The organism is Paenibacillus sp. FJAT-27812, assembly GCF_001273905.1.
Classification (GTDB): Bacteria; Bacillota; Bacilli; order Paenibacillales; family Paenibacillaceae; genus Pristimantibacillus.
This window is the reverse complement of record NZ_LIGH01000001.1, coordinates 6,950,225-6,965,155: the sequence shown is the minus strand read 5'-3', so window position 1 is coordinate 6,965,155 and position 14,931 is coordinate 6,950,225. Positions and strand designations below refer to the sequence as shown.

13 protein-coding genes are annotated in these 14,931 nt (G+C 46.8%); 8 read left to right on the top strand and 5 right to left on the bottom strand.

What is annotated here, in order from left to right; all coding sequences use genetic code 11:
* Positions 1-167: 167 nt before the first annotated feature.
* A complete protein-coding gene (locus ADU23_RS30025; RefSeq protein WP_157266025.1) occupies positions 168-773 on the bottom strand; it encodes a hypothetical protein in 606 nt (201 codons plus the stop codon).
* A gap of 463 nt (positions 774-1,236) precedes the next feature.
* On the opposite strand from ADU23_RS30025, the gene ADU23_RS30020 reads away from it, so the two are divergent.
* Entirely contained in the window at positions 1,237-2,016 is a 780-nt protein-coding gene (locus ADU23_RS30020; RefSeq protein WP_053377907.1) for a squalene/phytoene synthase family protein, read from the top strand.
* Between the two features lie 56 nt (positions 2,017-2,072).
* On the opposite strand, the gene mprF is transcribed toward ADU23_RS30020, so the two are convergent.
* Together mprF and ADU23_RS30010 are read right to left on the bottom strand one after the other, a co-directional pair.
* Complete coding sequence (mprF, locus tag ADU23_RS30015; protein WP_053377119.1) at positions 2,073-4,721, bottom strand: bifunctional lysylphosphatidylglycerol flippase/synthetase MprF; 2,649 nt, start codon at positions 4,719-4,721, stop codon at positions 2,073-2,075.
* Positions 4,722-4,926: 205 nt separating this feature from the next.
* Positions 4,927-5,829: a hypothetical protein gene (locus tag ADU23_RS30010; RefSeq protein ID WP_053377118.1), complete on the bottom strand. Its 903-nt coding sequence runs from the start codon at positions 5,827-5,829 to the stop codon at positions 4,927-4,929.
* A gap of 273 nt (positions 5,830-6,102) precedes the next feature.
* Here ADU23_RS30010 and ADU23_RS30005 point away from each other — a divergent pair, with 273 nt between their 5' ends.
* The gene (locus tag ADU23_RS30005) at positions 6,103-6,762 is read left to right on the top strand and encodes a suppressor of fused domain protein (protein WP_053377117.1); all 660 of its coding nucleotides are present in this window, start codon (positions 6,103-6,105) and stop codon (positions 6,760-6,762) included.
* Positions 6,763-6,857: 95 nt separating this feature from the next.
* On the opposite strand, the gene ADU23_RS30000 is transcribed toward ADU23_RS30005, so the two are convergent.
* Both ADU23_RS30000 and ADU23_RS29995 read right to left on the bottom strand, forming a co-directional pair.
* Positions 6,858-7,082: a hypothetical protein gene (locus ADU23_RS30000; RefSeq protein WP_053377116.1), complete on the bottom strand. Its 225-nt coding sequence runs from the start codon at positions 7,080-7,082 to the stop codon at positions 6,858-6,860.
* 166 nt (positions 7,083-7,248) lie between these two features.
* Positions 7,249-8,112: a LysR family transcriptional regulator gene (locus ADU23_RS29995; protein WP_053377115.1), complete on the bottom strand. Its 864-nt coding sequence runs from the start codon at positions 8,110-8,112 to the stop codon at positions 7,249-7,251.
* 188 nt (positions 8,113-8,300) lie between these two features.
* Between ADU23_RS29995 and ADU23_RS29990 the strand changes: the two genes are divergently transcribed.
* The 6 genes from ADU23_RS29990 to ADU23_RS29970 all read left to right on the top strand — a co-directional run bounded on the left by ADU23_RS29990 (position 8,301) and on the right by ADU23_RS29970 (position 14,882).
* Positions 8,301-9,041: an SDR family NAD(P)-dependent oxidoreductase gene (locus ADU23_RS29990; protein WP_053377114.1), complete on the top strand. Its 741-nt coding sequence runs from the start codon at positions 8,301-8,303 to the stop codon at positions 9,039-9,041.
* A 40-nt stretch (positions 9,042-9,081) separates the two neighbouring features.
* A complete protein-coding gene (locus ADU23_RS34125; protein WP_331459300.1) occupies positions 9,082-9,591 on the top strand; it encodes a DMT family transporter in 510 nt (169 codons plus the stop codon).
* On the top strand, positions 9,563-9,949 hold the full coding sequence (locus ADU23_RS34120) for a DMT family transporter (protein WP_331459299.1): 387 nt from the start codon (positions 9,563-9,565) through the stop codon (positions 9,947-9,949). Before ADU23_RS34125 ends, ADU23_RS34120 begins: the two co-directional genes overlap by 29 nt.
* 71 nt (positions 9,950-10,020) lie before the next feature.
* Complete coding sequence (locus ADU23_RS29980) at positions 10,021-10,473, top strand: MarR family winged helix-turn-helix transcriptional regulator (protein ID WP_053377113.1); 453 nt, start codon at positions 10,021-10,023, stop codon at positions 10,471-10,473.
* An 84-nt stretch (positions 10,474-10,557) separates the two neighbouring features.
* Positions 10,558-11,970, top strand: a complete 1,413-nt coding sequence (locus tag ADU23_RS29975; protein ID WP_053377112.1) for an MFS transporter — start codon at positions 10,558-10,560, stop codon at positions 11,968-11,970.
* A 629-nt stretch (positions 11,971-12,599) separates the two neighbouring features.
* Positions 12,600-14,882, top strand: a complete 2,283-nt coding sequence (locus ADU23_RS29970; RefSeq protein WP_082311251.1) for an amidase family protein — start codon at positions 12,600-12,602, stop codon at positions 14,880-14,882.
* Positions 14,883-14,931: the final 49 nt, after the last annotated feature.

The window sequence follows — 14,931 nt, the reverse complement described above, 5'->3', positions numbered from 1 at the left end:
AGCGGTTTTAAGCCAAACGAAACCAACGCGCACCGATTGAATGCCGGTACGCGCCGGCTTCTTAGCTTTTTCGTTTTTCTGCTTGGCGGAGGTAAGACCATGCCAGCATAGATCAAGTTTTTTTGATTTGCGGATCAGAACGGCATTGGCTAATCAGAAGCTAAGCGCTACTCCATATGTAGATCTTTAAAAAAGGCTAGGACGGTTTCGTCTAGATGATGAGCCGTAACGGCCAAACCTAGCTCAAGCGAAGCGTTAAGCTCCAAATGCTGCGAGGCAAACAACTTCCATTGTTCCTCTCCCGCACGGCCAAAGGCTTCAAAGTTGTTTCCCGTACGCTTCAGCCTAATCCATGTCTCGGGAAAAAACACGGGAAACTCCGGTGTTTCTGATGTGTAATCGGAAGGATAGACCGCTGCGCTGTCACCGTCTGGTTTTACGCGGAACTGAAGCTCATATCCGCCGTTGTTCTTATTTCTGGCGCTGTTATCGGGAAATACCATATGGTAAATATGAGGGCTGCCGGCATCCAAAGTCTCGCGTGCCATAATCCCAGCTTTCGTATATAAGTCCGCACTGCTCAGTGACTCCAAACGGACCGTAAAATCAAAATCGCCTGTATGGGTTGTATATGCAAAATGAAATTGGTCGGACGTTCCCCAAATATCTGTGCCGCCAGCAGTCACTAGATACCCATCTGGATACTTCTTCGTCGATCCCTGTCTAGCCGGGTTTCCTACGTCCGTTCCTACTAATGCAAAGTCTTGCATCATGTTATCCCCCTCAAGTAAACAGCATTGTTTTGAGTATAATCGATAGACGAAGGGAGGAAAAGTAGTTATCTTAAGGTGAGTTAGTAACCAAAAGGTTATCAGCTAGTTCCGGACGCATCGCTTTCTATTGAAGGACGTTTCTTTTGGTTCCATTGATTACCTCGGTACAATAAGACTAGTTTATAGATTTGTTTTTGCGATATTGGCTATTTTGGGTTCTAAAAAACTGGGAAAATTTGATACATAATCCTTCGGATTAAAGGCAAAATATAAATCATCGATCGGAAATGCCTCCTAGATTAAAGCTGATGTTACAGATGCTCCCAGACAAGAGGCGGCTGGCTCCAGTAAATCGCAGTAACGGTGCACATCTAAATCCATGTATGGTATTATAATAGTAACGATTAAAACAAGCCAAAAGCAAAGCTGCCATAATGAAGGAGTTTTTATTTTGAATGATGCTATGATCATGTTGAAGAAAACAAGCCGTACTTTTTATATTCCCATTAATCGTTTAAAAGAAGGATTAAAAGAAGCAGTTGCAGCTGCCTATTTGTGCATGCGTGCGATTGACGAAATTGAGGACCATGAGACGCTTGAGGACGATGTGAAAGTAGAGCTTTTGAATGGCATTCATGATGCATTCGAGTCCAAAGATGTCGTTAATGAATCCCAAAAGCTGTTGTCCCCCTATCGTGGCGTGCTGCCCGACGTGACGATGCGAATTCATGAATGGGCTCTATTATGTCCCCCCACTGTTACCGAGGTCGTATATCGCAACACTTCAAAAATGGCCAAGCAGATGGCTGAATGGGTTCATGTAAGCTGGAACATCCGGACGGAAGAGGATTTGGACGGTTATACGTATAGCGTAGCAGGCATGGTAGGGGAAATGTTATCTGAAATTTGGTTCTGGTACGACGGCACAAAATCAGACCAAGAGAAAGCGGTTGCCTTCGGCAGAGGTTTGCAGGCTGTTAATATTTTGCGCAATCGCAAAGAAGATTTGGAACGCGGCGTAGACTTTTTTCCGGATGGCTGGGGCACGAAGGAAATGATCAAGTACACGCGGCGCAACCTAAAGCTCGCTGATTCTTACATCGTAGATTTGAAGGGCGGACCCGCTTTGGATTTCTGTAAAATCCCGCTTACGCTAGCGCATGCGACCGTTAATCTTATTGCTGCAGGCGGCAACAAGCTCACAAGGGATGCCGTAATGAAGCTTGTAGGCAGCATCAATTAAGCAGTTGATCAAATAGATAAAAGCCAAGCCCATGATCGAAAACATGGGCTTGGCTTTTATTTGTGTTTGCTTGGTTTTCTTGCAATTAAACGGACCAGCTCGATCAGCAGTAACGGAAGCGATACCGAGGCTGGATAAGCGAGGTAGCGAGGCTCCCAATTCGGCGAAAATTTCTCCTTATACCGCCTAAGACCGACAAAACCATACCAGCTTCCCCCATATTGAAATAGGATGCGGGCGAGCTTCTCTTCCTTGATAGCGGATTGGCTTTGGCCGACGCTTGAGAGGGGAGCCATGCCTAGGTTAAAGCGGGCGTAGCCCTGCGCCTTGGCCCACTCCAATAAACAAATGAAGAGCTGATCCATCGTTCCATTAGGCGTAGCTTTCAAATACCGCATTAGATCGACGGATATCGAAGCGCCGTCATAGCCCGGTGCGATCGAAGCGAAAGCTACGACATCATTGTCGGGATTCCGGAGCAGCGCTACAGGCGCTTTTTGCAAATAGCTTTCCTCGAACCAGCCAAGCGAGTAGCCCTTTTCAGCTTTCCCGTCCAGCCACTGGTTTGAAATAAAGGCTAGCCTCTCCAATAATGCATGATCATGCGGAGGCTGAGCAATCTCGAAATGGAAGCCTTCGCGTTCAAAACGGTTTTTAACCGTACGCAAGCTTGCATTTTGTTTGCCGACAAGCGTAAAGCTTTCCAAATGAACCAAAGCTTCCTCGCCAAGCTTGAAAAAACGGTAGCCGTTCTCATGATAGAATGGCAAATAATCGGGTGAAGCCTGGTAAAATACGACCTCTAACGCAAATTGGTCCGAGAATTGCTGGAACTGCTGAATAGCTCCGCTGATCAAGCTTTTAGGACCTAAGGGATCGCCTAGCACGACCAGCTTGTTTCTAATTTTGGCATAAGGAATTAATATGCGATCATCCATAGCCCAGAAGAAGCTTTTGTCCCCGGTAAAAAGCATATGCGTCAGGAGGTTTCCCTGCTCATGCTCTAAAAAGGTTTGCAGCTTTGCTTGCTCATCTGGAGTGGCGCCGTCAATCGATAACGGTTTTGGCCGAAATAGATAAAGCAGCGACAGAATGAGCCAAGCAATCAAGAGACCAAATACCGCGACGATCGTATGCTGAGTCGGCTCTAACAGCCAATCGGCGTGGGCTCTCTTCGGAAGATGCCTAAGGAATGCCGGATGAATATGGGAGCCGACGAGGTAATACCCGTAGACGATAAGAAGCGTAACCAATCCCCAGCCAGCCGCATTATATTTGCCAAGGGGCACTGCAATACGGTAAAAGCGGTGCCTTGAAACCCATAGCAGCAGCGCCACAATGAGCAGGAATATGGCCTCCTCATAATCGAAGGCTTTGGCTAAGGTGAAAACGGAGCCTGCGCAAAGCAGCAAGAGCGTCCAATAATAAGCGCGTTTTACCCTTAACGAAATTCCGCGTGAGAGCACGATCAGAAGGATGCCGATAATAACGCTGAGCTGGTGGGATATTCGCATAATAGGGAGCGACAGCAGCTCTTCCGTGTATCGCAGACGGTACAGCATGCCGGGCGTTGCGGCGGATAACAGCAAAATGACCCCGCTTGCGAATACAAGCTTGCCCAGCGACCAAGCGCCAATTTCGCCAACAAATCCGAACTGGCCAGGCCAGCGCCAAACCTTCTGCCATAAATTCAAGGCACGGTCCATGATGCCGCCGTCAGATTGCTCATTGCGTTTAAGGTTGATCGGAAATTCGAAAGCAGCCATCATAAGGCCGATCAGCCATGGCACGATATAGTACAGAACCCTGAACAATACGAGTACGACAGCGCACTTGTCAGGAGGAAACCCGAGCAGCTGCAAACCAAGTATCGCCGTTAAATCAAAACCTCCGATGCCTCCGGGCGCCATGCTGATAATGCCGGCAATAGCGGCAACGGTATAGATGCCTAGTGCATTCGTAAAGGTGAGATCCGGAAGGAACATCGCCCCAATAAGCCAAAAAGTCATGCCGGCAAAAAACCACTCCAAGAAGGAAGCCCCGATTGAAGCGCTCATGATGCGCCAATTAAGCTGCCCTCGATTCCGATTAATCCATTTGGAGAACAGCGACGTACGCTGCAGCAAAATGAAAAGCGGCAAATAAAGGGCTGTTGCCCACACGGCGTAAATGAGCCAATGATGTTCTTCAGTCATAGCTTTGATCGGAAAAATGCCAATGATGCCAAGCCATGCCATTAGGGATAGTCCGGTAAACGTAATCGTGGAGAGGAAAGCAACCGAAGCCGCGATGCTTGTGATTGGAATATCACGGTTGCGGTATAGGATCGTTCGCAGTCCAGCTCCTGTTAAACCTGCGAAACCAATGAGATTGTTGGAGGTGTTCGCAATCCAGCCATAACGAAACGTATCCCATTTACCCGTGGAAAAATGAAAATGCTTGCGTATTAAAAAATCATAAGCACTCATCACGGATACAGCTAGGAGAGAAAAACTCAGCATCAAAATAATCGTTCGCGGATGAACATGGTGAAGATGATGCAGCGTTATTCCCCAATCGATCGTACGGAACTCCTTCTGTCCTTCCCAGTAAACAAGCGCGATGATCGCGAACGGGAGCAGGATTCGGAGCAGCTTAGCACGGTAAAGGATCGATAAAAGTTTAATGAGTTGCAGCTTTTGTGCGATTTCGCGAATCCAATTCATTGAATTTCCCCTTGCGTCTATGTATGAGAGTGGATGGTGATAGTCACCAGACGTGTTTATGTATCGCTAAATGTTTTAGAATTTATGTTCTAACTCCATTTGTTATTATATAACAAAAGGTTCATCTTCAACAATGAAGATGAACCTTTGGATGATTTGGCTTCTATTATCAGCGGCAGCTGAATATGCGGCAATCCTGGTGCCTTTAAAGATTGCGGGGTACGGCCTTTTGATCGGAAGTCGTATTTATGATCATTTTATATAGAACATACCCTCCCGCTGCTATTGAGAGCAGGAAGCATGCACACACGAGAAGCGAAAGCGGCGACCAATCGATGATGCTGCGGCCAAGATACGTCTGCCAGCCAATTACGATTAAACCGAGCAAGAAAGTAATCCCCGTAAAATGAATCCATAAGCTGCGAGCCCTTGCCGTAAATGAAGTTCGCTCAGTGAGCCAAGCGACAACGGGTACGGCTTGAAGCGCGTGGAATCCAAGGCCGTGCAGCACAATAATATTTCCCTCGGCACCAACTACGCGGCCTTGATTGATGGAAATCCAGATGCCTGCGGCAAACGAGAACAGGATGGCGATCATAGCGTAACGTATGCCGGTGACCAGCCCAGGTCTGAGCAAATAAGCTTTTCTGCGGCAAAAATGAATGGCAAGGAACAGATAAAACAAGATGAGCAACAATGCGACGAAGGTGAAAATGGAATCGACTGCAACGTCAAAGGACGAGCCGCCATTTACAAACCTCGGGTTGGCGCCGCGGAAATTTTGCACCGTTTCGGCAAAATAGGAATATAACGCAAGCAGGATAAACGACCATCTGAAGAAAGCTCTGCTTCTTGATCCCATAGCGGAAAAAGGAACGATCGCCGCCGTCGACAGCAAAAAGATTCCAAGTGCTGCATTAAAGGAAAATGCATGTGATGCGTTCCCATTTGGTGCGACAGGCGCTCCGTAAAGCAATACCCATACGGCACAAATCCCTGCAAGCAGGAAGCCGAGCAGCCCGGTAAGGACGAGCCCTTTTTCCCCTTCAAAAAAGGCAACTGATGGCTTCAGCTTTTCAATGGTCCTCCTCTTTCTCTCCATAGACATGGTATCTTCTCCTTATTTTCCATATTCGGCTTGATGTAATCATTGTATGGGGAGAGTAAGATGGGAAAAACATCCTCTAGTCTACCTCTTGGTTTAGACATTGGTCGTGATAACGATCAGACCAGAGACGGAATAGAAGCATGGCTCCATGAATCTTATTCCTCCGATAAAAAAAGTTTTTTTGGAATTATTGGGGTTAAAGGAAGGAAAATGAAGAATTTTGTCGAAAAATATGATACATGTAGGATAAAGCAGATGGAGGTAGTTTTATTTATGGTTCGTTCAGCAGAAAATTACGAGAAAATCTATAACCATGTTGAAAAATATATTGGCCCAATCGCAGGCGTATTTCGTGAAATCATTTCAGATATTACAGCCATCGATATTATCGTTGCGGGTCCAACCCCGAAGCGGAATTATTATACATTGGTTACGTATGGAATGAGTGAATTGCCGATGACCGTTCCGGAAGGGGCGGAGGAATACCGCTATTCCGAGATGATGATCTGCCTGCCGCCTACTTGGAAGATTTCAAACGAGGATTTTGAGGATGAGCGTTATTACTGGCCCGTTCGAGCGTTGAAAACATTGGCGAGATTTCCGCATGAGTTTCAAACATGGCTTTATATGGGACATACCCTTGCGAACGGTAATCCAGCGAAACCTTACCACGCGGATGTGAAGTTTACAGGCATGCTTCTCGCGCTTCCGGAAGTGGAAGATAAACCGGCGTTTTTTAATTTGAGCCTTTCCAGAGACAAAGTCGTGCATTTCTTCACATTGATCCCGATCTATCAGGAAGAAATCGACTACAATCTGAAACATGGCATGGAAGCGTTGTTCGCGAAGCTGAATAAAATCGGGACGGACGATGTCGTTAACCTGCGACGAAAAAATAGCTGCAAAAAGGTGTTTGGACTGTTTTTAACATGAACTTTAGCAGCAGCATGCACAAAAAACGCCCTCCAAACGAATCAGCATCATGATTCGTTTGGGGGACGTTTTTGATTTAAGGATGGATAACGGATTTACCTAGCTGCCGCTACTGCGGAAGGCAGAAGCGAATACACATTTTGCAGCAATAGGAGACTGCGGTTTAGCTTGAATTTTGAGCCAGAGAACGTGCACCGGTCATAATTGAAGCGAAGGGAAGAGATATGAATCGTACAGTTCGTGAACGAACAGCCGATATAATGTGATCCGTCAAAGTAAACCTCTTCATCTTTAAATGATTTGTTTAGTATATATTCCATTTCATAATCCTCCCTTAGTGAAAACTACTATTCTATTAAATGATATGTCTCTAGTTAATTGTTTATAACCAAATGGCTGTTAATTGAAACATTTGAACTACATTTTTAGGCTAAAACGAGAAACACCACGAGAGAGCGATAGGTCGCTTTTCGTGGTGTTTTTTCATTACTCGCTGCTTACGCGCGGCAGTTTTTCTATGAATGCATGCAAGGCGCTGCTTACAAAAGAGTCCTTGCGGGTAATAAACTCCGTTTTCATGTACTTGATCGTTTCGGGTATCGCATGCGTTCGGATAGCGCCCTCTGCTTCTTGTTTTACAACGACGATTTTGGGCATCAAGGAGATGCCAAGCCCAGCGGATACGCCGCCTACGATCGCTTCAAGCGTCCCAAATTCCATAATCGTCGGATTTGTTAAGCCGCTTGCTTGCAGCCATTTCTCTAGGACGGCGCGGTAGGAGCAGCCCATGCTATAGACGAGGATAGGCTTAGCGAACGCTTCTTCGATGCTTCTAACGGAGATATGCGACACGATGACGAGTTCTTCATTAAATACAGCAAAGGAGCTAAGGTCCGGATGCTCGCATTCGCAGCCGATAAACGCGCCGTCAAGCTCATATTGAAGCACTTTATCCATTAAGGCTTGGGAATGTCCAGTGGTCAGCGACAGCTGCACCTTGGGATGCTGTCCATAATAGTCGGCGAGCAGCGTTGGCAGCCGGACCGCTGCAGCCGTTTGCGTTGAGCCGATCGTAAGCGGGCCGTTCGGTTCATCCGTAGAGGTGAGCGCCTGCGTTGCCTCCTCTAATAAGCCGATAATTTTGTCGGCATAAGCAAGCAGCGTTTTGCCGCTTGAGGAAAGGGTCATTCCCCGGTTATGGCGGAGAAATAGTGCCGTGCCAAGCTCAGACTCAAGATTTCGAATTCTTGCGGTAACGTTGGACTGGACATAGCCTAGCTTAAGAGCAGCTTTAGTAATGGAGCCCTCGCGTGCAACCATATGAAAGACACGCAGATCCGCACTCTCCATCGTAAGTAACCTCCCCAGAAATCGTTCCGATAAATACTTTTTCTCAGCTATCACTAATTATGATACTTAATATCTTTAATGATCATTATACATAAAACCAAGGCCTGCTTACAATGGAGTTAGAACGGTAAAGCGCAAGGGGAAAAGTCGGAATGGCCAATTAAAAATAGTTAAAGGAGAGATGCACGATGGATATGAAAAACAAGGTTGCACTCGTAACAGGCGGGGGTACGGGAGTAGGAAGAGCAGCAAGCATAGCGCTTGCTGGCATGGGCGTCCGGGTAGCAGTTAATTATTCGAGATCCAAAGCGGATGCGGAGGAAACCGTCCAGCTTATTCATAGCGCGGGCGGCACGGCAATAGCGATCCAAGCAGATGTGTCCAAGTATAACGAGGTAAAGGAGATGGTGAACTCGGTTGCGCAGCTTTTTGGAACCGTCGATTTGCTGGTGAATAATGCAAGCATCACGCGCCATATTCCGCTTGATCGATTAGAGGATGTCATGGATGAGGATTGGGATGAGCTTTACGACGTTAACGTAAAAGGCATGTTTTACTGCGCACGTGCGGTTAGTCCTTATATGAAGACAAATAATCAGGGGGCCATCGTTAACGTTGGCAGCATTGCGGGTGTAACGGGCCTAGGATCATCGCTGCCATACGCCGTTTCCAAAGCGGCGGTGCATGGCTTAACGAAATCTTTAGCACGTGCGCTTGCCCCTGAAATAAGAGTATGCTGCGTCGTGCCGGGCGCGGTTGCGACAAGGTGGTGGGAGGGACGGGAAGAGATTATGCGCCGGTTGGCCGGTCAAATTTTGCTCCAGCGGATCTCAACCCCCGAAGACATCGCAAGCTTAATATGCGCCGTATTGCAGCAAGAATCGATGACAGGTCAAATGATCACGGTAGATGGCGGGCAATCGCTATAACTTTTGACAGCTGGAATGGCAGATAGAAAGGACGTACACCATGAACAAATACAAATACATGAGTCTAATCGTTGTGACGACATTATTAATGGGCATAGCGTTTCCAATCGGTAAAATCGGATTAAACTACGCGCCGCCATTTTTTCTGATGGGGCTTAGGTACGTGCTGGCAGGCGGCTTGCTTGCTCTAATCGTAGCGAAGAGACCAAGGCCTCGCGGCAGGAAGCAATGGCTGCAGGCTGTAGTAATTGGGTTGTTCCAAACAGCTGCGGTGATGGGCTGCGTCTACTACAGCATGTACTGGATTACGTCCAGCGAATCCGCCATAATTACGAGCATTAGTCCGCTTATCGTGATCATTATTGCGACTTTGTTTGCAGGCGCAATCTACAGCAGGCGACAATGGCTCGGCGTTGTGCTTGGCTTCATAGGCGTAGCCTTCGTTCGGTCTCCATCTGTCGCTCCAGCCGGGAACGTTCATCAGCTTCGGCGGGGCAGCCTGCTTCGCTGCTGCGACTTTGTTGATCAAGCGCTGGGGTCCAGGCTTTGATATGACCGCGCTCGCTGCTTATCAGATGCTTGCCGGCGGTGTCGCTCTGCTTCTTATAAGCGGATTCACGGAGCATCCGTATTTTACAATATCGATTAAGTCGGTAAGTGTACTGCTCTGGCTGGCGATTTTCTGCTCGATCATCCAGTTTTCGATTTGGTTTTATTTGCTGCGAAGCGGAGATGCGGCGAAAACCAGCTCCTTTTTATTTTTAGCTCCGTTTTTTGGTGTGCTCAGCAGCTGGCTTCTGCTCGGAGAGCAGGTGAAGTGGTATGCGTTAGTTGGCGGCGTATTTATTTGCATCGGCATCTTTCTGGTTAATTGGGAGAACAAAGCTAAAAGGTTTATTGAAATATAACGTTGACAAATTAGATGATCCCTTCTAAAATTAGTTTGAATTCAAACAAGTTGAAGGGCGTGAGGCTCCTTATGGGAGATGATAACCATATTTCTCGTTTTCCTTGGGAGCATGAGGATAGCCATACTTTACTCATAAAGCTCGCTTTCATTAATATTCGGCGTGAAATTGATTCGGCGCTGCGTCCGCTTGGATTAACCCCGCAGCAGTCCCAATCCCTGCACTTGCTGTCGATGAAGCCGGGAGCGATGAACGCCGATTTGGAGAAGCTGCTGTTTATTGATAAATCGAGCGTAACCAGCTTAATAAATGGCATGGTAAGGAAGGGCTGGGTCATTCGTTGCGATCATGAGCAGGATGCACGAATGAAGCGGATTTATTTGACAGAGCAAGGCAACGCAATGCATCAGCAAAGCTTGCAAGCCGTCATGAAGGCAAAGGATAAAGCGAATCTGCCTCTAAATGATGAAGAGTCCGCAACCTTTCGAGCACTGATTAGAAAAATCATTAGCGCTTACGAGTAGACATCTTGTAAGCATATTTTTTAAACATTTAGTTTGAATTCAAACAATGTTGGATTATAAGACAGAAAGGGTGTATAGGTCAAGATGGAAACCGCAAGTGTTCAGAACAACGGCGAGAAGCTTATGCCAATTTTGGCGTTCACATTAGTATTCTCCATTATGAATGCTTCCATGTTTAATGTCGTTATGCCGGTTATTAGCAAAGAATTCGCCATTTCGCCCTCGCAGGTAAGCTGGCTCCTGACCGGCTATATGATCGTATACGCAGTTGGCTCCGTTACATACGGCAAGCTTGCGGATAAATACAGATTGAAGGACTTATTAACGTTTGGCTTGATATTTTTTGCGCTAGGGTCTATCGTCGGGCTCCTTGCTAATGAATATTGGATGATTGTACTTGGACGAATATTGCAGGCTAGCGGAGCGGCAGTTGTTCCTGCTACGGCGATGATTGTTCCAGTCCGTTATTTCTCGCCTGAGAAGCGGGGCAGGGCGTTAGGTTCTGTAGCTGCCGCGTTGGCGCTCGGTACGGCGCTTGCTCCTATCGTTGCAGGTTTAGTAACGAGCCTGATCAATTGGAGATTTTTATTCCTGCTATCGTTGATTCCGCTGCTCGCACTGCCGTTCTTTAGAAAGTATTTAGACAACCAGAGGGGCGCCGCGCAAAAAATAGACTTTATAGGCGGCATACTGCTCGGTGCGGCGGTTGCTTTATTGCTGCTATCCATTTCACTAGGGAACTTGTTATTTTGTTTAGGGGGAGTTGTTTCGTTAATTCTGTTTATCGTACGGATTAAGACGGCTGCAGAGCCCTTTATTCAACCTAAACTGTTCAGCAATAAAAAGTATTCCTTTGGACTGTTTATTACTTTTCTAGCGACAGCTTTAAGCTTCGGCATGCCGTTTGTGACGCCGCAGTTTCTAGCTGGCCTGAATAACCTCTCACCGGCGATAATTGGTCTAATCATGTTCCCGGCAGCCATTACCTCAGCGTTCATGGGCCGGCGAGGCGGCAGGCTTGCCGATGAGAAGGGAAATTCTTTCTTAGTATACACAGCGATCTCGCTAAGCTTCACTTGCTTTGTTCTGCTCTCGACCTTCGTCGGAGCGTCGCCGTATCTCATTCTGTTTGTCCTCATATTTGGCAACATGGGCCAAACTTTCATGCAGATCGCAATGTCCAATACGATCTCGCGCACGCTGACGAAGGAGCAAATCGGGGTTGGAATGGGACTGATGTCCTTGCTCAACTTTATTTCCGGCGCGATGACTACGAGCGTGCTCGGAAAGCTGCTGGACGCGAAGGAAACGAAAATCCATTTTAATCCGTTCGCGCTTCATGGCGCAGCTTATCTGTACAGCAACATTTTCTTTTCCTTGGCTATACTTGCCGCAATTATAGTCGGCATCTATTATTTCGCGTTTAGCTCGTTCGGGGGGAAAGCGGGAATGAAGACGGATCTGAAGGAACGCAAATCATCCTCTACAACGGCTTAAAAGCAGCTCCTTTATGAAAAAGAGTGAGGTTGTCTCAAACAGATTACATTTTCTCGGAGATTTTTGATCCATAAGGTTGGAAGGCAGCTTGCTCTTTTGGCGGGTGGAGTGCGCAGAAATAAGGCTAGTTTCTAGACTTATTTCTGGTATTTCGGCTGGTATGAGTGAAATAGAGCTAGTTTCTAGCTCTATTTTCTTTCGCATGTTCACAATCTAGTTAAAAAAATAGCGGTACAGGAATAGCCTCCTGTACCGCTATTTTACATGTGAGCTTACAGTTCAAAAAATACATATATATACAATTTTATGATTTGCATGTGCTGTTTATGTTAGGTTATATGTTTAAATCTAATATATTTATTAAAAAACCATTAAAAATCGAGTGATCAATTGAATGGTGGAGCAATAACTAGCATTTCAGCTATGAAAGCGTTTTTTCTAGCATATTTCAATTTGTAAAAGCTAGATTAATAAATATACTAGAGTTATATATGTTAGATAACATTACACATAGGTGGATTAGGGGGAGTTTTAACACTTTTCAGCAGCTAGAATTGAGGTTTTTTCTGTATTATCGATTTACTAGTGTAATGTTTATTGACATTTCATAGACACCCAAGGAGGATTCGATGAAAAATTCACTTTTTAAAAAGCTATGTGCAGCTATCGTTACGACTACTCTATTAACAAGTCTTGCATTTATCGCAGCACCAACACGTACATATGCCCAGCAAGAGGAACCGATTGCCACGAATGAACAGGCGGCTGCCAACGTCATCACGCTGGAAGCGGGATCGCCATCGATTGGACTTAGCGGCCCTGTCCTAGCAAAGGTTGGCGAGCAGTTTCAGGTCAGCGTTTCGTTATCTACGTATGCAAGCGGAGTGAAGGCGGGCAAGTTTACGGTTGATTATAATTCGGCGCTGTTCGATTATGTGTCAGCAAGCGCGGCAACCGCCAAAACACAAATCATTAACGAAAATAAAGGCATCAGCCAAGTTACGATTGTAACGGCTAACCCGGGAGATGCGCTAGTCGACGGGGAAAAGGTGCTGCTCTTGACCTTTACCGCCAAAGTAAGGGCCGGAGTCAACAACATCCAAGTATCCGCCGAGCTTGGCGTTGATGCGGAGGGGGCTATGATCAAAGCTCCTGCATCGACGCATGGCATTGCTGTCTCAGCCGAGGAAACTGGCGTCAAGGGCGACCTTAACGGTAACAATGTCGTGGATATTGGTGATTTAGCGGTATTGATCACTTATTTCGGGATTAACAATAGCAGCCCGGATTGGTCCAAAGTAGCTGCCTCGGATTTTGACGGCAATGGCGTCATTGAAATTTCGGATCTAGCGGCGCTAGGGAAGATCATCGTCTTTGATGCCGGTAAATCATTTGATGTGATGGAGACCAGCGTCATGGATATTCAAAATGCGATGGAAGCGGGTACGTTAAGCGCGGTTGAGCTTGTAAAAATGTATTTGGCGCGTATCGCGGCTTATGATTCTGCCGGCCCCGCATTGAAATCGATTATTTCGATCAATCCAGACGCTTTGACGATTGCGAAGCAGCTTGACGATGAGCGCAAAAAGACAGGTGCGAGAAGCCTGCTGCACGGCGTGCCCATCATTGTAAAGGATAACTACAATACGATTGGAATGGCTACAAGCGCAGGCTGTACTTGCCTCAAAAACAATTTTACGACTAGCGATGCCTTTATGGTAGAGAAGCTAAAGGATGCCGGAGCGATTATTTTGGCAAAATCCAATTTGCATGAGTTTGCTTTTGGCTTATCAACAATCAGCTCGCTTGGCGGCCAAACGCTCAACCCATATGATTTGACGAAAAATCCGGGCGGATCTTCCGGCGGCACAGGCGCAGCGCTTGCAGCCAACTTTGGTGTTATTGGCCTGGGTACGGATACAGGCGGCTCCATTCGCGTTCCATCGTCCTACAACAACTTGGTCGGGCTTCGTCCAACTATCGGCTTGACTAGCCGTGAGGGCATCATTCCGCTAGCGCTGTCGCAGGATGTTGGCGGACCGATTGCAAGATCAGTAGAGGATATCGCCATTTCGATGGATATTTTGAAAGGATATGACCCGGACGATGCTGCTACATTGTATAGCGTTGGCAGAACGCCGACGACTTACACCAAATATTTGGACGCGGACGGCCTGAAGGGAGCTCGCATCGGCGTTATCGATGCACTGCTTGGAACAAATGCCAAAGTAAAAGGACTGACTGAACAAGCGATTGCAGATATGGAAGCGGCAGGAGCAACGATCGTTCATGTCGAGGTACCGAATTTAACGAAAATTTTGAATTACAGCAGCTTGAGCGGCTACGAGTTCAAATCGCAATTAGATGAGTATTTTGAAAAATATATCAATAATGTACCTGGGACGCTTGTACCTTATCGTTCATTGGGCGATATTATTGCATCGAATACCGATATGTTAACCGATCAATTAGCGTCGTATAAGACTCGTAATGCGATTGGCGATTTGAGCACGAATACGGCGTATATCGACATTATTTTGAACCGTCCGAAGCTTAGCCAGCAGTCCTTGCTGAAAGTAATGACCGATAATGATCTGGATGCTCTTCTGTATCCATCGACAGCCAACCCTCCTTCCAGCTTGTCGGGAACGAGCGCGGGCAGCGCGAATCGGTTAAGTCCATTCTCCGGGTTCCCGGCGATTTCAGTACCAGCAGGTTTCGTAGATAACGGCATGCTTCCTAAGCTTCCGCAAAATATTGAGCTGTTAGGCAGACCGTTCGATGAGCAAACGCTAATCAAGCTTGCTTATTCCTACGAGCAGCATACGCATCACCGTGAGGCGCCATCGACTACGCCTGCACTGGTAGAAGCTCCGCAGGAACAACCAGCACTGCTTGAGCCTGCTGCCTAATCGGCAATAGCAGCAATTACAGGATGAGAGGGGCTTCGATCGGTTCCTC